A 21,631-nucleotide genomic window follows, 5' to 3' on the forward strand; every position below is an offset into this window, starting at 1 on the left:
GCAGGGCCGCAAATCCTGCGACGGCTGACACGTTGGCTCAGAACCCCCGCCGCCGGCGCACCACCTCATAGGCACCGTGTAGCTCTCGGGTGCGTTCGGTCGCGGCCTTTACCTGAGCCGGGCTGGCGCCTTTGCCCTGCAACTTGTCGGGATGGTGGCGGCTGAGCAATCGCCGATACGCTTGCTTGATCTGTTCCGGGTCGGTCGCCGCGTTAACGCCCAACACCCGCAAGGCATCGTGGTAGGCCCCGGCCGGGCCCGCCAGTGTGCGTGATGCAGGCGCGTAGTCCTGGCCCAGGGCCCGCAACTGAGGCGCGGTCCAGCCAAGCCAGTTACCCCAGTCGAGCATAAGCTGCTGCTCGGCCGGGCCTACGCGGCCATCCGCCCAAGCCATCCGCCAGCAAGCCCGCAACAGCCCTTCCGCTGTGGTTGGCTGGCCTTGCAATCGGCGCAGGTGGCTGCGCAGCGGATCCTTGCCAGCCTTGCCACGGCCAAACGCGGCAATGGCTCGCTTGCGCGCAGGCGCGTCCATCCCCAGCAAGGCCATTTCGTTGCGTGCCTGGGCAATGTGGCTTTCCTCAACACGGCCGTCGGCCTTGGCCAGCCGCCCCAGCAGCACGAACAGCAGTTCATCCTCGGCCAGCCCCGGTCGCCCATTCATGCGGGCCCACAGCTCGGCCCAGCGGTGAGCATCCAGGCGGCGGTCCACCACCTGGCCCAGCAAGCCGCCCAGGATCGCTCCTGGAATGTGAGCCAACGCAAAGCCCGCCGTCACGCCTACAACTGTCACCGGCCACAACATCAATGGCGCTCCGCAAGCAGTTGCTCAACCTCTGCCAGGCGCTCCGGGGTTCCTACATCTACCCAGGGGCCGTCAAAGTACTCACCCGTCACGCGGCCGTCAGCCATAGCCTTGCGCAGCAAAGGGGCCAGCTTGAAAGCACCTTCGCCGCAGCCCTCGAACAAGGCAGGATGCAACACAGCAATACCGCTGTAGGTCAAGGGTTGACCCGCTGCAGGCAAGTCGGCAAGCCGCCCTTCATTCAAAGCGAAGTCCCCCGAGGGATGGTGCGCCGGGTTGTTCACCATCACCAGATGCGCCAAGGCGCCCTCGGGCAAGCGCAAACGTGAATAGTCATAACCGGACCATACGTCACCGTTGACGATTACAAAGGCGCCATCGTCCAACAGTGGCAAGGCCTTGAAGATCCCGCCGCCGGTTTCCAGAGGCTCGCCCTCAGGCGAATAGCGGATGTGCGCGCCAAATCGCTCGCCGGTGCCGAGGTAGGTTTCGATCTGCTCACCCAGCCAGGCGTGATTGATCACGATGTCCCTGTAACCGGCCTTCAGCAAGGCTCGCAACTGATGCTCGATCAAGGGCACGCCGCCCGCTGGCAACAGTGGCTTGGGCGTGTGCAGGGTGAGTGGGCGCATGCGCTCGCCTTTGCCGGCGGCGAGGATCATCGCCCTCATACGCTCGCCTCGGCGGGTTGTGGCAGGGTGCTCAGCAGTTCGGCCAGCCCCGACAACTCCTTGCGCCGCTTGCACACCGCATTGATGTAGGCGAAGAAGCGCGGTACATCTTCCAGGTAGCGAGGTTTGCCGTCGCGATGGCAGATGCGGGCAAAGATGCCGATGACCTTGAGGTGGCGCTGAACCCCCATCAGGTCGCTGGCCTGGAGGAAATCGGTAAGGCTGGGTTGCACCGGCATGCCTTGTTCACGGGCCGCGTGCCAGTATTGGCTCAGCCAATCGCCTACGCGAGCCTCGGGCCAGCTGAGGAACGCATCCTTGAACAGGCAGGTAATGTCATAGGTCACCGGCCCATACACAGCGTCCTGGAAATCCAGCACCCCAGGGTTGGGCGTACTGAACATAAGGTTGCGGGGCATGTAGTCCCGGTGCACCAACACCCGGGGCTGAGCCAGGGCGCTGTCGATCAACAATTGGCTGACCGCAGCCCACTGCGCCTGCTGGTTCTGGTCAAGCTCCACGCCCAGGTGGCGGCGAACGTACCATTCCGGGAACAGTTCCAGCTCGCGGCGCAACAGCGCGTCGTCATAGCTGGGCAAGGGTGCGGTCATGGGCAACTGCTGGAACTTCAGCAATGCCTGTATCGCCGCATCGAACAACGCGTCGGCGTTATCCGTGGAGATCACCTCCAGGTAGGTTTTGCGCCCCATGTCACTGAGCAGCAGAAAGCCCCGCTCCAGGTCCTGCGCATGAATAAAAGGCACATGCACGTCGGCGCTGGCCAGCAGCGCGGCGATGTCCACGAACGGTTTACAGTTCTCCTGCGGAGGCGGGGCGTCCATCACGATGAAGCTTCGCTCAGGGGTAGCCCAGCGGAAATAACGGCGGAAGCTCGCGTCGCTGCTGGCGGCGCTCAATTCGCCCTCGGGCACCTCGCCCCAGCCTTGGGCCCGGTACAGGTTCTTGAGTTGCAACTCAAGCCATGGCTGAAGTTGTTCGAGGCGTACATCTTGATCGGGCATTTAAGGAGTCTCCAACGGCGCTAGCCGTCAAGCGGGTCATGCTTTATTATCCAGCATCTTTTTCAGACCATCGAGAGGCGTGCACACCCGCACGGGCAGATGGCACGCAGGAAGCCCGGACTAATAAGATGGCATTGAAATCCCCCGCGTTTCGTAGAAAGTTTCCGTTGCTGGTTACCGGCGGCCTGCTGGCGATGCAACCCTTTGCATCGTCTTTCGTCAGCGCCGCTCCGCAGTATGACTGCCAGGTGTCCGCTTCGGGTTCCTGGGACTGCAAAACCCGCGACACCAGCGCCGCACTTCCACCCCGCCCCCAGCATACCGCCTCTTCGGTAAGCGCAGCGGCAGGTGATGAAGGCGGCACCGCTGGCGAAGACACCGCCCCGGCCACCACGCTGGTAACCGAAAGCAAGGGCCGTGTTCTCAAGTCCCGCAGCGCCGATTACAGCCATCTGGACTGGGTACCCCGGGAAAAGCTCACGCCCGCGCAGCTCGCGGAAACCGGCCCCTACTGCTCCGGCACCTACGTAGAGCCGTTGCGCCCCGGCATGAACGACAAAACGTCGAAGTCCGATGCGCCTACCTATATCAATGCTCGCGCCTCGCGCTACGAGGAGCAGTCGCAAACCGCTACCTTGGCGGGTGATGTGGTCATGCGCCAGGGCAGCATGCAGGTCGAAGCCAACGAAGCCGCGCTGCATCAGGCCGAGAACCGTGGCGAGCTGAACGGCAATGTGAAGCTGCGTGACAACGGCGCGCTGATCGTGGGCGATCACGCCGAAGTCCAACTGGACACCGGTGCTGCCCAGATCGACAACGCCGAATACGTACTGCACAAGCAGCGCGCCCGTGGTTCGGCGCTCTACGCCAAGCGGGCCGAAAACGCGATCATTCGCCTCAAGGATGGTACCTACACCACCTGCGAACCGAGCAGCAACGCCTGGTCCGTCAAGGGCAACAACATCACGCTGAACCCGGCCACCGGCTTCGGCACCGCGACCAACGCCACGTTGCGCGTGAAGGACATCCCTGTCCTCTATACGCCGTACTTCTACTTCCCGATCGATGATCGCCGCCAATCCGGTTTCCTGGCGCCGAGCATCTCGACCAGCAGCGACAACGGCCTTACGCTGGTCACCCCGTACTACTTCAACCTGGCGCCCAACTACGACGCCACGTTGTACCCGCACTACATGGCCAAGCGTGGCTTGCTGATGGAAGGCGAGTTCCGCTACCTCACGCCCACCAGCGAAGGCCAGTTCGGCGGCGGTTACCTGAACGACGAGAACGACGACCGGGAAAACCAGTCCGACTACGCCAAGCGTCGCTGGATGATCAACTGGCAGCACAAGGGCGGCCTGGATACGCGCCTGCTGAGCGAAGTGGACTACACCCGCATCAGCGATCCGTACTACTTCCAGGACCTGCAAACCGATCAGATCGGCGTCGAGAACCGCGACTTCGTCAACCAGCAGGGTGCGCTCACCTATCGCGGCCAGGGTTATACCGCGCGGCTGAACGTGCAGAGCTACCAGCTGGCGACCGTTTCGGACATCACCCCGTACGACCGCCTGCCACAGCTCACCCTCGATGGCGCGCTGCCGTTCCGCCCGGCGGGCCTGCAGTTCAGCTATCACACCGAAGCCGTACGCTTCGATCGTGATTTGCGGACAGGTACCTATACCGACGACAACGGGTTTGAAACCCCGCGCATCGACCGTAACGTCTTCGGCCTTGCGCGCGCCAACGGCGACCGCCTGGACCTGGTTCCGGCCATGAGCCTGCCAATGGATTGGACCTACGGTTACATCCGCCCGACCGTCAAGTACAAGTACACCAAGTACAACCTTGACCTGGATTCCAAGGGCAAGGCGGATCTGTTGAGCACCGCCAACACTACCGGCGAGTCTTACAGCAGCTCCCAGGACATCAGCGTACCGATCTTCAGCGTGGACAGCGGCCTGTACTTTGACCGCGACACCCAGATGTTCGGCACGGATTACCGACAAACGCTTGAGCCACGCCTGTTCTACCTCTACGTTCCGTACGAGAACCAGAACGACATTCCGGTCTTCGATACGGGTGAAAGCGTGTTCAGCTACGCCTCGCTGTTCCGGGACAACCGCTTCAGCGGCGGCGATCGCATCGGTGACGAGAACAAACTGTCCCTGGGCGTAACCAGCCGCTGGATCGAGGATAACGGCTTCGAACGCCAACGCTTCGCGATTGGTCAGGCCGTGTATTTCAAGGATCGCAAGGTTCAGCTTCCGCAGATCGCTTACCAGGACCGCGAAGACGCCCAATCGGACGTTTCCCCGTACGCGCTGGAATACGAATACCGCTTCAACCGCGACTGGCGCTTCACCTCGGACTTCAACTGGGACCCGGACAGCCGCAGCACCCGCTCGGGTAGCGCGATGTTCCACTACCAGCCAGAAGACAACCCGAACAAGATCATCAACGCCGGCTTCCGCTACCGTGACGATACTATCCACTACGACACAGCCACCGGCCGTTGGCAGTTTGGTGGCGACTACGGTAGCCCGGGCAACGACAACTACGTGAAGGACTACTACAAGATCCAGCAGCATGACTTCTCGGTCATGTGGCCGCTGGTTCCGCAGTGGAACCTCATCAGCCGCTGGCAGTACGACTACAACCGCAACCGCACGCTGGAAGCCTTCGGTGGCTTCGAGTACGACAATTGCTGCTGGAAACTGCGCCTGATCAACCGCTACTGGGTTGATTACGACGAATACAGCCAGAACGCCCCAGAGAACGAAAAGGGCGATCACGGCATCTTCCTCCAGATCGTGCTCAAGGGCCTGGGTGGCGTAGTAGGCAATAAAGTCGAAGGTTTCCTCGACAAAGGCATTCAGGGTTATCGTGAACGTGAAGACCAAGCTATGTGATCGACTGCGCCCCCTGCTGTTGGGCGCACTGTTTATAGGTACCCTGGCGCATGCGCAGGTTCAGCAACTGGACAAGGTAGCGGCCATCGTCGACAACGACGTGATCATGCAAAGCCAGCTGGACCAGCGTATGCAGGAAGTTCGGCAAACCATCGCCAAGCGTGGCGGTGGCGAGCCGCCGATCGAGGAACTGCAGAAGCAGGTGCTCGACCGCCTTATCCTGGAAAACCTGCAGCTGCAGATCGGCGAACGCTCCGGCATTCGCATTACCGATGAAGAGCTCAACGGCGCGATGGGCACCATTGCCCAGCGCAACAACATGAGCCTGGATCAGTTCCGCGCTGCCCTGGCCCACGACGGCCTGTCGTACGACGGGGCCCGTGAGCAGGTACGCCGCGAAATGATCATCAGCCGGGTGCGGCAGCGTCGCGTTGCCGAGCGTATCCAGGTGACTGAGCAGGAAGTGAGGAACTTCCTGGCGTCCGATCTCGGCAAGGCTCAGCTGTCGCAGGAATACCACCTGGCCAACATCCTGATTGCCACACCGGATGGCGCGAATTCGCAGCAGATCCAGGCCGCGGGCAACCAGGCAATGGCTTTGTACCAGCAGCTACGCGAGGGCGCGGACTTCGCACAGCTGGCTACCACGCGTTCGGCCAGTGACAACGCCCTCGAAGGCGGTGACATGGGCTGGCGCAAGGCGGCTCAATTGCCAGCCCCGTTCGACCAGATGCTGGCTTCGATGAAGCCGGGCGAGGTAACCCAGCCGGTACGTACCCCTGGCGGCTTCATTATCCTCAAGCTGGTGGAAAGCCGCGGTGGCCAGGCAGAAATGCGCGAAGAAGTCCACGTTCGCCACATCCTGCTCAAGCCAAGCGAAATCCGTAGCCCGGCTGAAACCGAACGCTTGATCAAGACGTTGTACACCCGCATCAAGGACGGAGAGGATTTCGCCACGCTGGCCAAAAACTTCTCGGAAGACCCGGGCTCTGCGCTCAACGGTGGCGATCTCAACTGGATCGACCCGCAATCGCTGGTGCCCGAGTTCCGTGACGTGATGGCGCAAACCCCGGTAGGCACTGTATCCCAGCCCTTCCAGAGCCAGTTCGGCTGGCACGTTCTCGAAGTGCTTGGCCGCCGCGCCACCGACGCTACCCAGCAAGCTCGTGAACAGCAGGCGCTGAACGTACTGCGCAGCCGCAAGTACGACGAAGAACTGCAAAACTGGCTCCGTCAGATCCGTGACGAGGCCTACGTCGAAATCAAGCAGTGAGCGCCCTTCGCTTCGCGCTTACACCTGGCGAGCCAGCCGGCATAGGTCCTGACCTTTGCCTGCTGCTGGCCTCCGAGGCTCAACCCTACCCTCTCATTGCCATCACCAGCCGTGACCTGCTCGCCGAGCGGGCCACGCAGCTGGGGCTGGCAGTGGACCTGAGGAGCGTTACCCTCGCGGCATTACCTGACACACCCGCCCCCGCGGGTGCGCTGTACGTCCTGGATGTGCCGCTCGCCGCACCGGTTGTTGCCGGCGGCCTGAACCCCGCCAACGCTGACTTCGTACTGGCTACGCTTACCCTGGCCGGCCAAGGCTGCCTGCAGGGCTACTTCGCCGGCATGATCACCGCCCCTGTCCACAAGGGCGTGATAAACGAGGCCGGCACGCCTTTTTCCGGGCATACCGAGTTTCTCCAGGAACTGTGCGGTGCCGAGCAGGTAGTCATGATGCTGGCAACCCGTGGCCTGCGCGTGGCCCTGGTGACGACTCACCTCCCGCTCAAGGATGTTGCAAACGCCATCACTGACGAGCGCGTGGAGCGGGTGACTCGTATCCTGCACCGGGACCTGCAAGAGAAGTTCGGCATTGCCACGCCGCGTATCCTGGTGTGCGGGCTTAACCCCCATGCCGGTGAAGGCGGCCATCTGGGGCATGAGGAAATCGACGTGATCGAGCCAGTGCTGCAGCGCCTGCGTACTGAAGGCCTGGACCTCACAGGGCCGCTCCCGGCCGACACGCTGTTTACCCCCAAACACCTCGAGCACTGCGACGCGGTGCTCGCCATGTATCACGATCAGGGCCTGCCGGTGCTGAAGTACAAAGGCTTCGGCGCGGCGGTCAACGTCACCCTGGGCCTGCCGATCATCCGCACCTCCGTCGACCATGGCACTGCCCTGGACCTGGCCGGTAGCGGCAAGGTCGATACCGGCAGCCTGCAGGTCGCACTTGAAACTGCCTATCAAATGGCCGAGGCACGTTGATGAACGAGCAATACCAACACCGGGCGCGTAAACGCTTCGGTCAGAACTTTCTCCATGACGCCGGCGTGATCGACCGCATCCTGCGCGCGATCCATGCCCGTGAAGGCGATCGGCTGCTCGAGATAGGCCCCGGGCAAGGTGCCCTTACCGAAGGCCTGCTGGACAGCGGCGCGCAACTGGACGTGATCGAGCTGGACAAGGACCTCGTGCCCTTGCTGCATCAGCGATTCGAAGGCCGTGGCAACTTCGCGCTGCACCAGGGCGACGCACTGAAGTTCGACTTCGCCCGGCTCGGCGCCGCCCCGCGCAGCCTGCGGGTGGTCGGCAACCTGCCCTACAACATCTCCACGCCTTTGATCTTCCATTTGCTTGGCAACGCTGCCCTGATCAAGGACATGCACTTCATGCTGCAGAAGGAAGTGGTCGAGCGGCTTGCCGCGGGGCCTGGCGGTGGCGACTGGGGCAGGCTATCGATCATGGTTCAATACCATTGCCGCGTGGAGCACCTGTTCAATGTCGGCCCCGGTGCGTTCAACCCGCCACCAAAGGTGGATTCGGCCATCGTGCGCCTGGTGCCTCACGAAACCCTGCCCCACCCGGCGAAGGACCACCGGCTGCTTGAGCGGGTAGTGCGCGAGGCGTTCAATCAGCGCCGCAAGACCCTGCGCAACACCCTCAAGGCACTGCTGCCGGCCGCGGCCATCGAGGCGGCGGGCGTGGATGGAAGCTTGCGCCCGGAGCAGTTGGACATCGCAGCGTTCGTACGCCTGGCCGACCAACTGGCCGACCTCCCCGAGGCGTCATAGCCCAGGCAAGGCCATCCACGGCAGGATGGCCTAGACTCATGGCGACGCATTGTTCATTCGATCCGGTTTAAAGGCTGCACCTATGTCTGACCCGCGTTATCACATAGACGTCTCCGTCGACACACGCTTCCTGGCGGAGCAATCCAGCCCTGATCAGGGCCGCTACGCATTCGCCTATACGGTGACCGTTCGCAACAAGGGCAAGGTGCCTGCGCGGCTCATGTCACGCCACTGGGTGATCACCGATGGCGATGGCAAGGTCGAGGAAGTGCGCGGCCCCGGCGTTGTGGGCCAGCAGCCGCTGATCGGTGTGGGCCAGGCGCATACCTACAGCAGCGGTACCGTCATGGCCACGAAAGTGGGCAACATGCAGGGGAGCTACCAGATGGTTGCCGAAGACGGCAAACACTTCGACGCCATCATCGCCCCGTTTCGCCTCGCCGTTCCCGGGGCCCTGCACTGATGGCGGTGTATGCGGTAGGTGACCTTCAAGGGTGCCTGGACCCACTCAAGCGCTTGCTCGATGAGGTTCACTTCGACCCCGCCCGGGATACGCTCTGGAGCGTGGGCGACCTGGTCAACCGCGGCCCCCAATCGCTCGAAACCCTGCGTTTTCTTTACTCCATTCGCGATTCGTTCGTGTGCACGCTCGGCAATCACGACCTGCACCTGCTGGCCGCCTGGTACAACATCGAACGGCTTAAAAAAGCCGACACCCTCGCCGAAGTGCTTGAAGCCCCTGACGCACCCGAATTGATGCAATGGCTGCGTGGCCAGAAGCTGCTCCACTACGATGAGCCGCGCAACATCGCCCTGGTGCACGCGGGTATTCCGCCTGTCTGGCCGCTGAGCAAAGCGCTGCGCCATGCCGCCGAAGTGGAAAGCGCGTTGCGCGACGATAACCTGGTAAAACCTTATCTGGACGGCATGTACGGCAACGAGCCCGCCAAGTGGAACAAGGATTTGCACGGCGTGACGCGCCTGCGGGTGATCACCAATTACTTCACGCGCATGCGCTTCTGTACCCGTGACGGGAAGCTGGACCTCAAGGGCAAGGAAGGCGCTGACAGCGCGCCGCCGGGCTATGCGCCCTGGTTCAGCCACAAAGACCGGCGCACCCGCCACACCCGTATCATATTTGGCCATTGGGCGGCGCTGGAAGGCCGTTGCAACGAGCCCGGCGTATTTGCCCTGGACACCGGCTGCGTGTGGGGCAACGCCATGACCCTGATGAACATCGATACCTTGCACATGCACCGCTGCAAGTGTTCACCCAATCGCTGAGCGGCACAGGAGCCATCATGTCGGAATTCAAGCGTATCGCCCCTCAACAGGCGCAAAGCCTTCGCGAGCAGGGCGCAGTGGTGGTCGATATCCGCGACCCGCAAACGTATGCCACCGCCCATATCAGCGAGTCGCGCCACCTGGACATCCACTCCTTGCACGACTTCATCGCCAAGGCCGATCTGGACGCGCCACTGGTGGTGGTGTGCTACCACGGCAATTCGAGCCAGGCTGCGGCCGCCTACCTCATCAGCCAGGGGTTCTCGGACGTCTACAGCCTCGACGGTGGCTTCGAGCTCTGGCGCCAGACCTTCCCGCAGGAGGTTTCAAAGCAGGCCGAGTGAAATTTTTTTTGTCATGTTCCATACCTGACAAGCGCTCCACGGGGTCACGGTTTCCGGGGCCTCGCTGCCTCCCCATGCCTCCCAGCCCCCTAACTAAATGCGGGGGCGCCCTTGAATTTCTGGATTACCAACTATCCTTAAGCCCAGGCCATCCAAAACAGGGGAGAGCCGGTATACCGGCGCGCGGGTCATCGGTAGCAATTTTCAGGTGTTCTGGGGGGTAATGGCAGCAGGTCGGCTCCGGCTGCCACCAAGCATCGGCTGAGTGATCCGACGTCGGCTCCGGTATCGAGCGAGGTGACGTCATGAGTATTTTTAGCCACTTCCAACAACGTTTCGAAAGCACGCGACAGGAAGAGCTCACACTTCAGGAATACCTGGAGCTGTGCAAAACCGACCGCAACGCCTACGCGTCGGCGGCCGAACGCTTGCTCACGGCCATCGGCGAGCCCGAGCTGGTAGATACTGCTGCCAACTCCCGTCTGTCTCGCATATTTTCCAACAAGACCATTCGTCGCTATCCGGCGTTCAAGGACTTCCATGGAATGGAAGACTGCATCGACCAGATCGTGTCCTACTTCCGCCATGCCGCCCAAGGCCTGGAAGAAAAGAAACAGATCCTCTATCTGCTCGGCCCGGTAGGCGGCGGTAAGTCCTCGCTCGCAGAAAAATTGAAGCAGTTGATGGAAAAAGAACCCTTTTACGCAATCAAGGGTTCGCCGGTGTTCGAATCCCCGTTGGGGCTGTTCAACGTGACCGAAGACGGGGCCATTCTCGAGGAAGACTTCGGCATTCCCCGCCGCTACCTCAACACCATCATGTCCCCCTGGGCCACAAAGCGGCTGCAGGAGTTCGGCGGGGACATCAGCCAGTTCAAGGTGGTCAAGCTCTACCCTTCCATCCTGAACCAGGTCGCACTGGCCAAGACCGAGCCGGGCGATGAGAACAACCAGGACATTTCCGCGCTGGTGGGCAAAGTGGACATCCGCAAGCTGGAGGAATACCCCCAGAACGACGCCGACGCCTACAGCTATTCCGGTGCATTGTGCCGCGCCAACCAGGGCATGATGGAATTTGTGGAAATGTTCAAGGCACCGATCAAGGTGCTGCACCCGTTGCTGACTGCCACTCAAGAAGGCAACTACAACAGTACCGAGGGCCTGGGCGCGATACCGTTCACCGGGGTACTGCTGGCCCACTCCAACGAATCGGAGTGGCATACCTTCCGCAACAACAAGAACAACGAAGCCTTCATTGACCGTATCTATATCGTGAAGGTGCCGTACTGCCTGCGGGTCAGCGACGAGATCAAGATCTACGACAAGCTGCTGATCAACAGCTCGTTGTCCAAGGCACACTGCGCCCCGGACACACTTAAGATGCTTGCCCAGTTCACCGTACTTTCGCGGCTCAAGGAGCCGGAAAACTCGAATATCTATTCGAAGATGCGGGTGTATGACGGCGAAAACCTGAAGGACACCGATCCCAAGGCGAAGTCGATCCAGGAATACCGGGATTCGGCGGGCGTAGACGAAGGCATGAACGGCCTTTCCACTCGCTTCGCCTTCAAGATCCTGTCCAAGGTGTTCAACTTCGACCCGCACGAAGTGGCGGCCAACCCCGTGCACCTGTTGTACGTGCTGGAACACCAGATCGAGCAGGAACAATTCCCCGCAGAGGTACGAGAACGCTACCTGCGCTACCTGAAGGAATACCTGGCGCCTCGCTATATCGAGTTCATCGGGAAGGAAATCCAGACCGCGTACCTGGAATCCTACAGCGAGTACGGTCAGAACATCTTCGATCGCTATGTGCTTTACGCAGACTTCTGGATACAAGACCAGGAGTACCGCGATCCGGAAACCGGCGAAATCCTCAACCGGGTGGCCCTGAACGAGGAATTGGAGAAGATCGAAAAACCGGCCGGCATCAGCAATCCGAAGGATTTCCGCAACGAGATCGTCAACTTCGTGCTGCGTGCCCGTGCCAATAACAATGGCAAAAACCCGACCTGGCTGAGCTACGAGAAGCTGCGCGTGGTGATCGAGAAGAAAATGTTCTCCAACACCGAGGACCTGCTGCCGGTCATCAGCTTCAACGCCAAGGCCAGCAAGGAAGACCAGCAGAAGCACAACGACTTCGTTACCCGTATGGTCGAACGCGGGTATACCGACAAACAGGTGCGGTTGCTCTCCGAGTGGTACCTGCGTGTTCGCAAGTCGCAATAAGCCCGCGAGCGGCAAGGGACAAGCTCCAAGCGGCAAGCTGCCCGGTACTGCCGGGTAGCCTTGCGTATGCCGAATTCTTGCAGCTTGAGGCTTGAGGCTTGAAGCTGCCCCGGAGGGGCCTATGAGTTATGTGATCGACCGACGCTTGAATGGCAAGAACAAAAGTACGGTAAACCGCCAGCGCTTCCTGCGGCGGTACCGTGATCACATCAAGAAAGCGGTGGAAGAAGCGGTCAGCCGGCGCTCCATCACCGACATGGAACACGGCGAGCAGATCAGCATCCCCGGCCGCGACATCGACGAACCCGTGCTGCACCACGGCCGTGGCGGCAAGCAGACCACCGTCCACCCTGGTAACAAGGAGTTCACCTCCGGGCAGCATATTCCCCGCCCTCAAGGTGGCGGTGGAGGTGGCAAGGGTGCCGGCAAGGCTGGCAACTCCGGTGAGGGCATGGACGAGTTTGTATTCCAGATCACTCAGGAAGAGTTTCTGGAATTCATGTTCGAAGACCTCGAGTTACCGAACCTGGTCAAGCGGCACCTTACCGGCTCTGAAACATTCAAGACTGTTCGTGCGGGTATCGCCAACGAGGGCAACCCGTCACGCATCAACATTATCCGCACCCTGCGCTCGGCCCATGCCCGGCGTATCGCGCTATCTGGCAGCAGCCGTGCGCGGCTGCGTGAGGCGAAGGCCGAGCTGGAACGCCTTCGTCGGGAGGAGCCCGATAACTTCGGCGATATCCAGGCACTGGAAGCGGAGGTGGAAAAACTCAACGCGCGTATTCACCGGGTACCCTTCCTCGATACCTTCGACCTGAAGTACAACCTGCTGGTCAAACACCCCAACCCCAGCTCAAAGGCTGTGATGTTCTGCCTCATGGACGTTTCCGGTTCCATGACCCAGGCCACCAAGGACATCGCCAAGCGCTTCTTCATCCTGCTGTACCTGTTCCTCAAGCGGAACTACGACAAGATCGAAGTCGTGTTCATCCGCCACCACACCAGCGCCCGGGAAGTCGACGAGGAAGAGTTCTTCTATTCCCGTGAAACAGGCGGGACCATTGTGTCCAGCGCGCTGAAACTGATGCAGGAAATCATGGCGGAGCGGTACCCGACCAACGAATGGAATATCTACGCCGCCCAGGCTTCGGATGGCGACAACTGGAACGATGATTCCCCCATCTGCCGGGAGATCCTCACCAAGCAGATCATGCCCCATGTGCAGTACTACACTTACGTGGAAATCACCCCCCGGGAGCATCAGGCCCTGTGGTTCGAATACGAGCGGATCGGCGATCACTTCCCCGACACCTTCGCCCAGCAACAGCTGGTGACCGCCGGGGACATCTATCCGGTCTTCCGTGAACTCTTCCAACGCAGGCTAGTGACATGACCGCGAGAGAGCAGAAGCGCCAACCTTTGTCCGTTGGCTCGGAGTGGACATTCGAGCTTATCCAGACCTACGACCGGGAAATCGGCCGTATCGCAGAGCGCTATGCTCTGGATACCTACCCTAATCAGATCGAAGTGATCACCGCCGAGCAGATGATGGACGCCTATGCGTCGGTGGGCATGCCGTTGGGCTATCACCACTGGTCCTACGGCAAACACTTCCTCAGTACCGAGAAATCCTACACCCGTGGGCAGATGGGCCTGGCCTACGAGATCGTGATCAACTCAGACCCGTGCATTGCCTACTTGATGGAAGAAAACACCATCGGCATGCAGGCCTTGGTGATCGCCCATGCCTGCTACGGCCATAACAGCTTCTTCAAGGGCAATTACCTGTTCCGCACCTGGACGGACGCCAGCTCGATCATTGATTACCTGGTGTTCGCCAAGCAGTACATCATGCAGTGCGAGGAGCGCCACGGCATCGACGCCGTGGAGGACCTGCTCGATTCCTGCCATGCCCTGATGAACTACGGCGTGGACCGCTACAAGCGCCCCTACCCTATTTCCGCGGAAGAGGAGCGCCGTCGCCAGAAAGACAGGGAAGAGCACCTTCAGCGGCAGATCAACGACCTGTGGCGCACCATTCCAAAGGCGACTGAAAAGGCAAGCGAGCAGGATCACGCGCGCTTCCCGTCTGAGCCCCAGGAGAACATCCTCTACTTCATCGAGAAACATGCGCCGCTGCTGGAGCCCTGGCAACGGGAAGTAGTGCGGATCGTTCGCAAGATCGCCCAATATTTCTATCCACAGCGCCAGACGCAGGTGATGAACGAGGGCTGGGCAACGTTCTGGCACTACACCTTGATGAACGACCTGTATGACGAGGGCCTGGTAACGGACGGCTTCATGATGGAGTTTTTGCAGTCCCATACCAGCGTCGTATACCAGCCGGGCTATGACAGCCCGTATTACAGCGGTATCAACCCTTACGCGCTCGGGTTTGCCATGTACCGGGACATTCGCCGGATCTGTGAAAAACCTGACGAAGAAGACCGCCGCTGGTTCCCGGATATTGCCGGCAGCGATTGGCTGTCCACGCTCAAGTTCGCGATGAGCAGCTTCAAGGACGAGAGCTTTATCCTGCAGTACCTGTCGCCGAAGGTCATTCGCGACCTGAAACTGTTCAGCATTCTGGATGACGATCAGCGGGATGACCTGCTTGTACCCGCCATTCATGACGACAGTGGCTATCGGCTCATCCGGGAAACGCTCGCCGCGCAGTATAACCTTGGCAATCGTGAACCCAACGTGCAGATCTGGAGCATAGACCGCCGGGGCGACCGATCACTGACACTGCGCCACCAACAGCACGACCGCAAGCCGCTTGGGGAATCTACCGAAGAGGTGCTCAAGCACCTGCACCGCCTGTGGGGCTTTGATGTACACCTAGAAACCGTGCAAGGCGATCAGATAGTCAAGACTCACCATGTACCTCCGCGCAATGACCACGGCGAGGGCGACTACGGCCGCCTGGACATGGCTGTGGTTCACCTCTGAGCTGATCCTTCGGCGCTGCCGGTATATCCTGTAGCTCTGAAGGAGAACTGCATGAAGATTTACAAGGTTGGCGGCGCCGTGCGCGACCGCCTGCTGGGCCTGCCCGTGGCAGACATCGACTGGGTGGTGGTCGGGGCCTCGGCCGAAGCGATGCTTGCGCTGGGCTACCGCCCTGTAGGGGCGGATTTTCCTGTGTTCCTCCATCCCGACACTGGCGCCGAATACGCGCTGGCACGCACTGAACGCAAGAGCGGCCGGGGTTATGGCGGCTTCGTGTTCCATGCAAGCCCCGACGTTACTCTCGAGGACGACCTGCGGCGCCGAGACCTCACTATCAATGCCATGGCTGAGGACGATGACGGCCATGTCATTGATCCCTACGGAGGCCAAGCTGACCTCGAACAACGCTGGTTGCGTCATGTTTCCCCGGCGTTCGCCGAAGATCCCTTGCGTGTATTACGTGTAGCCCGCTTCGCGGCGCGATATGCCCCGCTGGGCTTTCGGGTGGCCCCACAGACACTGGAACTGATGCAGCAACTGAGCGAATCCGGGGAGCTGGAGGCGCTAACGCCTGAGCGCAGCTGGAAGGAAATTTCCCGGGCGTTGCTTGAAGCTACCCCGGAGGTGTTTTTCGATACGCTTGAAGCGTGCGGGGCTTTGGAAGTGCTGTTCGCCGAGTTCAGCGCATTGCCGAAGCCTCTGCGCAAGCTCAGCTTGCAAGCCCTCCATCAGGCGGCTGCAGAGGAACATCCGTTGGCGGTGCGCTGGTCAGCACTGCTGCTGCACCTGAACTCCCAGGCCGTTGCCGCGCTGAGCGCACGCTTTAAGGTGCCTCGCGATTGCCAGGAGCTGGCCCAACTGGCTGCCGAATACCACACGCAGGCAGAACACGCTCGCGAAATGGACCCCGAAGCGCTACTGCAACTGTTGCAAGCCTTCGATGTGTACCGCAGGCCCCAGCGCTTTGAAGGGTTTCTTCATGCCTGTGAGATGGCGGCGCGAGCGGAGGGCAGGCCATCTTGGCCCGAGGGAGCGTATCTGCACGGCGCCGCAGCCGCAGCGCGTGCCGTCCCGGTGAAGCCTCTGGTGGATGCGGGCTATACCGGCCAGGCGCTGGGCGACGCGCTAAAGCAAGCCCGCCTGGCAGCCCTGACAAAACTTCTGTAAATACTCGTACCCCGCCGCTTCCCACGCATATGAGCCTAATGGGCGGGCGCCTGCCAATCGAACGGCACCCGCGCCAGGCGCTGGTCGATGGATGCTTCGCCCCACAACTCGGCAAAGGTGCGCCCTACGCCTGGGTGCACTTCATCCGGCGCCAGCAGGGCCAGTGGCCACAGTACGAAAGCATTGCGCAGTATTTCGGCCCGCGGCAACACCAGCCCGTCGAAGTTGCCCACCTGCTGGCCGTACATCAGCACGTCGATGTCCAGCGGCAGGCCTTTGCGCTGCGGCGCATAGCGGCCGTTGTCCGCCTCGATGAACTTGAGCTTGCGGTCCAGTGCCATCAGCGGCATGGCTGTGAGCCCGGTGACGACCAGGTTGAGGAAGGGCCCGCTCTTGATGCCGATGGGCTCGCTTTCGAACACCGGAGAGCACTGCAGGCCCTGGAGGATTTCGGCAAGCGCGTCGAGCCCGGCGCACAAATGAGTATGGCGGTCGATATTACTACCGAGCCCCAGGTAAACCCTGGTCAGCGACATCCGCGCTCGATCTCCACACCCACACCCTTGGCGGCCGGAACGGCGCCAGGCTTGGTGACACGCAGGCGCAGCCAGGGCATCCCGAAATCGCTCATCAGTTTCGCAGCGAGCCGTTCGGCGAAGGTTTCCACCAGTTCGAACCGCGCTGCCTGGGCAAACGCCTGCACGGCTTCGGACACCTTGGCGTAATCGAGGGCCTTGGTCAGGTCATCGTTGGCCGCCGCAGGCCGGTTATCCCAGCCAAAGCTGAAATCCAGGCGCAGGCACTGGCGAATATCGCGCTCCCAGTCATAGGCACCAATCACGGTGTCTACCTCAAGGCCTTCGATGAACACGATGTCCAAGCTTTTTCTCCCCTGACGACAAAGGCGCCCTGCGCCGTTAGAATCCGAACGTCCACGCCCGGAATAGTTAGCATGCCTTGGTTACTGGCCCTTGTGGCCTACCTGCTCGGCTCACTGTCCTTCGCCATCCTGCTCAGCCGAGGGGCCGGGATGCCCGACCCCCGCGCCAGCGGTTCCGGCAACGCCGGAGCCACCAATATGCTGCGCGTTGCAGGGCGTAAACTGGCCATGCTGACCCTCCTTGGTGACCTCGCCAAGGGCCTTGCACCGGTGTTGCTGGCCAAGGCCCTGGGGCTCGGCCTGCAAGCCCAGGCGTGGATCGGCCTGTGCGCGGTGATAGGCCATTTGTTCCCGCTGTACTTCAACTTCAGGGGTGGCAAGGGTGTAGCTACTGCCGCGGGCATGTTGCTGGGCCTTTACCCGCCCGCCCTGCTGCTGGCAATAATCGTGTGGCTGCTGACCTTTCAGCTGACCCGCACGGCCTCTCTGGCTGCCCTGACTGCAATTCCGCTCACCCTACCGCTACTGGCCTGGCAGGCACCACAGGCACTCTTGCCAATGACCGTACTCACGGTATTGGTAGTGTGGCGCCACCGAGCGAACCTGCGAGACCTGCTGGCAGGGCGGGAGCGGCACTTTTAGGCGCCTTCACCCAAGCCCTGCCAGACGGGCCCCGTCACACTGCGGGTAGTTGTTCCATCGGCCAGCGAGCATGTACCTGGATACCCAAATCCTCATGCTGCCCGGCCAGCAACCGCTGGCAGCCCGCATAAGCGATCATTGCGCCGTTATCGGTGCAAAACCGGGGGCGGGCATAGAACACGCCGCCGCCCAATTGGCCGGTCATGCTTTCCAGCGAGGCCCGCAAAGCCTTGTTGGCGCTCACACCACCCGCGATCACCAAGGTTTTCAGCCCGGTTTGCTTGAGGGCACGTTTGCATTTGATGGCGAGAGTCTCAACGACTGCCTGCTGGAACGCCAGCGCAATGTCGTTACGAGTTTGTTCACCGTCGTCGCCAGCTGCCTTGCACTGCTGCCAGGTGTTGAGCGTGAAGGTTTTCAGCCCGCTGAAGCTGAAGTCCAGCCCGGGGCGGTCGGTCATCGGCCGCGGGAAGGTAAAGCGACCCGCAGTGCCGAATTCCGCCAGGCGGGCTATTTCCGGACCGCCGGGGTAAGGCAACCCCATCAGCTTGGCCGTTTTGTCGAAGGCCTCGCCTGCGGCGTCGTCCAGGCTTTCGCCGAGCAGCTCATAGCGACCGATGCCGTCGACCCGAACCAGTTGCGTATGCCCGCCGGAAACCAGCAAGGCCACGAACGGGAACGCCGGCGGCTGATCTTCCAGCATGGGCGCCAGCAGATGGCCTTCCATGTGATGCACGCCTAAGGCGGGAATACCCCAGGCGAACGCCATGGCTTGCGCGCAGGACGCACCGACCAGCAGCGCGCCGACCAGCCCCGGGCCCGCGGTATACGCAATGGCGTCGATATCGCCCGTGGTACGGCCGGCCTGCCCCAGCACTTCACGAATCAAGGGCAGCATACGTTTCACGTGGTCGCGCGAAGCGAGCTCGGGCACCACGCCGCCATAGACACGGTGCAGGTCGATCTGGCTGAATAGCGCGTCGCCGAGCAGGCCCTGCTCGCTGTCGTACAGCGCGACGCCCGTTTCATCGCAGGATGTTTCCAGTCCCAGTACTAGCATGGGTATCAATAGCCTTTGCCGAGGCGGTAACGAAGGCGCGCATGATAGTCGCGCCCCGTCGTGCCGACCAGCGGTTTTCGATCAGAGGCTTTGCAATCCGTGCCTTCAAAGGGTAACATCCGCAACCCTTGAAAACCGACGTATTCCACCGCGCTTTAAAGCAGGGGTACGTTGCCCCGGTAATGAATTAAGGTAGCCCTGGATGCCAGCCGTCAAAGTTAAAGAGAACGAACCCTTCGACGTAGCTCTGCGTCGTTTCAAGCGCTCCTGCGAAAAAGCCGGTGTACTGGCTGAAGTTCGTAGCCGCGAGTTTTACGAAAAGCCGACTTCCGAGCGCAAGCGCAAGGCTGCAGCCGCAGTCAAGCGTCACGCCAAGAAAGTTCAGCGCGAACAGCGCCGCGCCGTTCGCCTGTACTAATACCGGCGTTCGCTGCAAGCATTTGTCTGGCCCGGCCTTCAAAGCCGGGCCATTGGCAATTGCGGATCACGTAATTCCGGCGGGTGGCCCTGTGCCGCCAACCGCGATCCAACTGCGTTCCCCCTCCGTTTTCGTTGCACAGCGCTCGCTGCGACTGGCACTGCCTCGGTGCTAACATTCCGCACCATCACTTGACCAACCGCACGTCTAGCCTGAGGGCATGGCATGGCCGGGCTCATCCCGCAAGGTTTCATTGACGATCTGCTGAACCGCACTGACATCCTCGATGTAGTGAGCTCACGCGTTCAACTGAAAAAAGCGGGCAAGAACTTCACCGCATGCTGCCCGTTCCATAAGGAAAAAACCCCGTCGTTCAGCGTCAGCCCAGACAAGCAGTTCTATTACTGTTTCGGCTGCGGCGCCGGCGGTAACGCCTTGGGCTTCGTGATGGACCACGACAATCTGGACTTTCCCCAGGCTGTCGAGGAGCTTGCCAAAGCAGCGGGCATGGAGGTGCCGCGCGAAGAATCACGCCGTGGCAGCAAGCCGCGCCAGCCTACGGATTCGCCGCTGTACCCGTTGCTGGCCGCAGCCGCAGACTATTATCGCCAGGCCCTGCGGCAACACCCGGCACGCAAAAGCGCGGTGGAATACCTCAAGGGCCGCGGGCTTACCGGGGAAATCGCTCGCGACTTTGGCCTGGGCTTCGCTCCACCGGGTTGGGACAACCTGCTGCGCCACCTCAGCAGCGATACCCTGCAGCAGCGGGCGATGATCGATGCCGGGCTGCTGATCGAGAACGCCGAAACCGGCAAGCGCTATGACCGCTTCCGGGACCGGGTGATCTTTCCGATACGCGACAGCCGGGGGCGGGTCATCGCTTTCGGCGGCAGGGTGCTCGGCGACGACAAGCCCAAATACCTGAACTCGCCGGAAACACCGGTGTTTCATAAAGGCCAGGAACTCTACGGCCTGTTCGAGGCTCGCAAATACAATCGCAACCTCGACGAAGTCATCGTTGTCGAAGGCTACATGGATGTGATTGCCCTGGCTCAGCAGGGCCTGCGCAACGCGGTGGCTACCTTGGGTACCGCTACCAGCGAGGAACACATCAAGCGATTGTTCCGTATTGTGCCTGGCATTCTGTTCTGCTTCGACGGAGACCAGGCCGGCCGGAACGCTGCCTGGCGCGCACTGGAAGCTGCGCTGCCCAGCCTTCAGGATGGGCGCAAGGCACGCTTTTTGTTTCTGCCGGAAGGGGAAGACCCGGACACGTTGATCCGTGCCGAGGGCCTGGACGCGTTCAAGGCGCGTATCGCGCAGCATGCGCAACCGCTGGCGGATTATTTCTTCCAGCAGTTGTCCGAAGAAGCGGACCCGCGGTCGCTTGAAGGCAAGGCGCATATGGCCACGCTGGCGGCGCCGCTGATTGATCGGGTGCCCGGGGCGAATTTAAAGGCATTGATGCGGGCAAGGCTGGGTGAAATTACCGGCCTGAGTGGTGAAGCAATGAGCCAACTGGCTCAACGGCAACCTCAGCGAGACACCGCCCAAGGCAGTGATCCTGGGGGTTACGTGGACTTCGAGGGCCCCGCCGACTACGTACCGGCCTACCTTGACGCGCCAACCATCGAGCCCAACCAGCCATGGCAACCGCGCAAGGGCAGCGGGAAGAAAAGAGACGGCAAGCCGTGGGAGCGCGGCGGCCAGCGCCGGGACTTCGAGCCCAGGGCGCCACGTACGCCAACCAGTGTGGAGCCGCCCACGCTCAGCGCGTTGCGTACGCTGTTGCACCACCCGCAGTTGGCGACAAAAGTTGAAGATGCCAGCCATCTGGCCGATGAAGATCATGTTTACGCCCAATTGCTGGTCGCGCTGCTCGAGGCACTTCAGAAGAATCCTCGGCTACGCTCTCTGCAATTGATCGCCCGGTGGCACGGGACGGACCAGGGGCGCCTTTTGCGCGCTCTGGCCGAGAAAGAATGGCTGATAGAGGCCGACAACCTTGAACAACAGTTTTTCGACACCATTTCTAGCCTGTCAGCCCGTCAACGTGAGCGCAGCCTGGAAAACCTGATTCGAAAGGCCAGGCAGGGTGAACTCAGCGCAGAGGAAAAAAACCTGCTGCGCGAGCTGCTTAGCCGCAATGCAAACGCACAAAACCCGACCTCAACTGGCGTGTGA

20 protein-coding genes are annotated in these 21,631 nt (G+C 61.2%); 14 read left to right on the forward strand and 6 right to left on the reverse strand.

Annotated elements, in window-relative coordinates:
* Positions 1-37: 37 nt before the first annotated feature.
* From LG385_RS18310 to LG385_RS18320, 3 genes are read right to left on the reverse strand one after another with little or no spacing between them, the layout of a single operon-like run.
* The gene (locus LG385_RS18310) at positions 38-802 is read right to left on the reverse strand and encodes a TerB family tellurite resistance protein (protein ID WP_225775389.1); all 765 of its coding nucleotides are present in this window, start codon (positions 800-802) and stop codon (positions 38-40) included.
* Positions 802-1,473, reverse strand: coding sequence for an N-acetylmuramate alpha-1-phosphate uridylyltransferase MurU (gene murU, locus LG385_RS18315; RefSeq protein WP_225775390.1), 672 nt, complete (start codon positions 1,471-1,473; stop codon positions 802-804). Before murU ends, LG385_RS18310 begins: the two co-directional genes overlap by 1 nt.
* Complete coding sequence (locus LG385_RS18320) at positions 1,470-2,495, reverse strand: aminoglycoside phosphotransferase family protein (protein WP_225775391.1); 1,026 nt, start codon at positions 2,493-2,495, stop codon at positions 1,470-1,472. Before LG385_RS18320 ends, murU begins: the two co-directional genes overlap by 4 nt.
* A 128-nt stretch (positions 2,496-2,623) precedes the next feature.
* Between LG385_RS18320 and LG385_RS18325 the strand changes: the two genes are divergently transcribed.
* From LG385_RS18325 to LG385_RS18375, 11 genes are all read left to right on the forward strand, one after another.
* Positions 2,624-5,407: an LPS-assembly protein LptD gene (locus tag LG385_RS18325; RefSeq protein ID WP_225775392.1), complete on the forward strand. Its 2,784-nt coding sequence runs from the start codon at positions 2,624-2,626 to the stop codon at positions 5,405-5,407.
* On the forward strand, positions 5,388-6,680 hold the full coding sequence (locus LG385_RS18330) for a peptidylprolyl isomerase (RefSeq protein WP_181113962.1): 1,293 nt from the start codon (positions 5,388-5,390) through the stop codon (positions 6,678-6,680). Before LG385_RS18325 ends, LG385_RS18330 begins: the two co-directional genes overlap by 20 nt.
* The gene (gene pdxA, locus LG385_RS18335) at positions 6,677-7,663 is read left to right on the forward strand and encodes a 4-hydroxythreonine-4-phosphate dehydrogenase PdxA (RefSeq protein WP_225775393.1); all 987 of its coding nucleotides are present in this window, start codon (positions 6,677-6,679) and stop codon (positions 7,661-7,663) included. Before LG385_RS18330 ends, pdxA begins: the two co-directional genes overlap by 4 nt.
* A complete protein-coding gene (rsmA, locus tag LG385_RS18340; protein ID WP_181113181.1) occupies positions 7,663-8,469 on the forward strand; it encodes a 16S rRNA (adenine(1518)-N(6)/adenine(1519)-N(6))-dimethyltransferase RsmA in 807 nt (268 codons plus the stop codon). The genes pdxA and rsmA overlap by 1 nt, the downstream gene beginning before the upstream one ends.
* Positions 8,470-8,551: 82 nt before the next feature.
* On the forward strand, positions 8,552-8,932 hold the full coding sequence (apaG, locus tag LG385_RS18345; protein ID WP_225775394.1) for a Co2+/Mg2+ efflux protein ApaG: 381 nt from the start codon (positions 8,552-8,554) through the stop codon (positions 8,930-8,932).
* Complete coding sequence (locus LG385_RS18350; protein ID WP_181113187.1) at positions 8,932-9,753, forward strand: symmetrical bis(5'-nucleosyl)-tetraphosphatase; 822 nt, start codon at positions 8,932-8,934, stop codon at positions 9,751-9,753. The genes apaG and LG385_RS18350 overlap by 1 nt, the downstream gene beginning before the upstream one ends.
* Before the next feature lie 17 nt (positions 9,754-9,770).
* Positions 9,771-10,097: a thiosulfate sulfurtransferase GlpE gene (gene glpE / locus LG385_RS18355; protein ID WP_225775395.1), complete on the forward strand. Its 327-nt coding sequence runs from the start codon at positions 9,771-9,773 to the stop codon at positions 10,095-10,097.
* Positions 10,098-10,402: 305 nt separating this feature from the next.
* Entirely contained in the window at positions 10,403-12,325 is a 1,923-nt protein-coding gene (locus tag LG385_RS18360) for a PrkA family serine protein kinase (RefSeq protein WP_225775396.1), read from the forward strand.
* Positions 12,326-12,446: 121 nt separating this feature from the next.
* Positions 12,447-13,721: a YeaH/YhbH family protein gene (locus LG385_RS18365; protein ID WP_225775397.1), complete on the forward strand. Its 1,275-nt coding sequence runs from the start codon at positions 12,447-12,449 to the stop codon at positions 13,719-13,721.
* Positions 13,718-15,280, forward strand: a complete 1,563-nt coding sequence (locus tag LG385_RS18370; RefSeq protein WP_225775398.1) for a SpoVR family protein — start codon at positions 13,718-13,720, stop codon at positions 15,278-15,280. The genes LG385_RS18365 and LG385_RS18370 overlap by 4 nt, the downstream gene beginning before the upstream one ends.
* 51 nt (positions 15,281-15,331) lie before the next feature.
* On the forward strand, positions 15,332-16,447 hold the full coding sequence (locus LG385_RS18375; protein ID WP_225775399.1) for a multifunctional CCA tRNA nucleotidyl transferase/2'3'-cyclic phosphodiesterase/2'nucleotidase/phosphatase: 1,116 nt from the start codon (positions 15,332-15,334) through the stop codon (positions 16,445-16,447).
* Positions 16,448-16,482: 35 nt separating this feature from the next.
* Here the strand turns inward: LG385_RS18375 and folK are convergent, their stop codons facing one another.
* Together folK and folB are read right to left on the reverse strand one after the other, a co-directional pair.
* Positions 16,483-16,983, reverse strand: a complete 501-nt coding sequence (gene folK / locus LG385_RS18380) for a 2-amino-4-hydroxy-6-hydroxymethyldihydropteridine diphosphokinase (protein ID WP_225775400.1) — start codon at positions 16,981-16,983, stop codon at positions 16,483-16,485.
* Complete coding sequence (gene folB, locus LG385_RS18385) at positions 16,974-17,327, reverse strand: dihydroneopterin aldolase (RefSeq protein WP_181113208.1); 354 nt, start codon at positions 17,325-17,327, stop codon at positions 16,974-16,976. The genes folK and folB overlap by 10 nt, the downstream gene beginning before the upstream one ends.
* Before the next feature lie 72 nt (positions 17,328-17,399).
* Between folB and plsY the strand changes: the two genes are divergently transcribed.
* Positions 17,400-17,969 carry a glycerol-3-phosphate 1-O-acyltransferase PlsY gene (gene plsY / locus LG385_RS18390; protein ID WP_225775401.1) on the forward strand — a complete coding sequence of 190 codons (570 nt, stop codon included), beginning with the start codon at positions 17,400-17,402 and terminating at the stop codon, positions 17,967-17,969.
* A gap of 34 nt (positions 17,970-18,003) precedes the next feature.
* On the opposite strand, the gene tsaD is transcribed toward plsY, so the two are convergent.
* The gene (gene tsaD, locus LG385_RS18395) at positions 18,004-19,029 is read right to left on the reverse strand and encodes a tRNA (adenosine(37)-N6)-threonylcarbamoyltransferase complex transferase subunit TsaD (protein ID WP_225775402.1); all 1,026 of its coding nucleotides are present in this window, start codon (positions 19,027-19,029) and stop codon (positions 18,004-18,006) included.
* A gap of 202 nt (positions 19,030-19,231) precedes the next feature.
* Between tsaD and rpsU the strand changes: the two genes are divergently transcribed.
* Positions 19,232-19,447: a 30S ribosomal protein S21 gene (rpsU, locus tag LG385_RS18400; RefSeq protein ID WP_002551877.1), complete on the forward strand. Its 216-nt coding sequence runs from the start codon at positions 19,232-19,234 to the stop codon at positions 19,445-19,447.
* Between the two features lie 225 nt (positions 19,448-19,672).
* Positions 19,673-21,631: a DNA primase gene (gene dnaG, locus LG385_RS18405; protein WP_225775403.1), complete on the forward strand. Its 1,959-nt coding sequence runs from the start codon at positions 19,673-19,675 to the stop codon at positions 21,629-21,631.

The sequence above is a fragment of the Pseudomonas sp. Marseille-Q5115 genome, assembly GCF_916618905.1.
GTDB lineage: Bacteria > Pseudomonadota > Gammaproteobacteria > Pseudomonadales > Pseudomonadaceae > Aquipseudomonas > Aquipseudomonas japonica_A.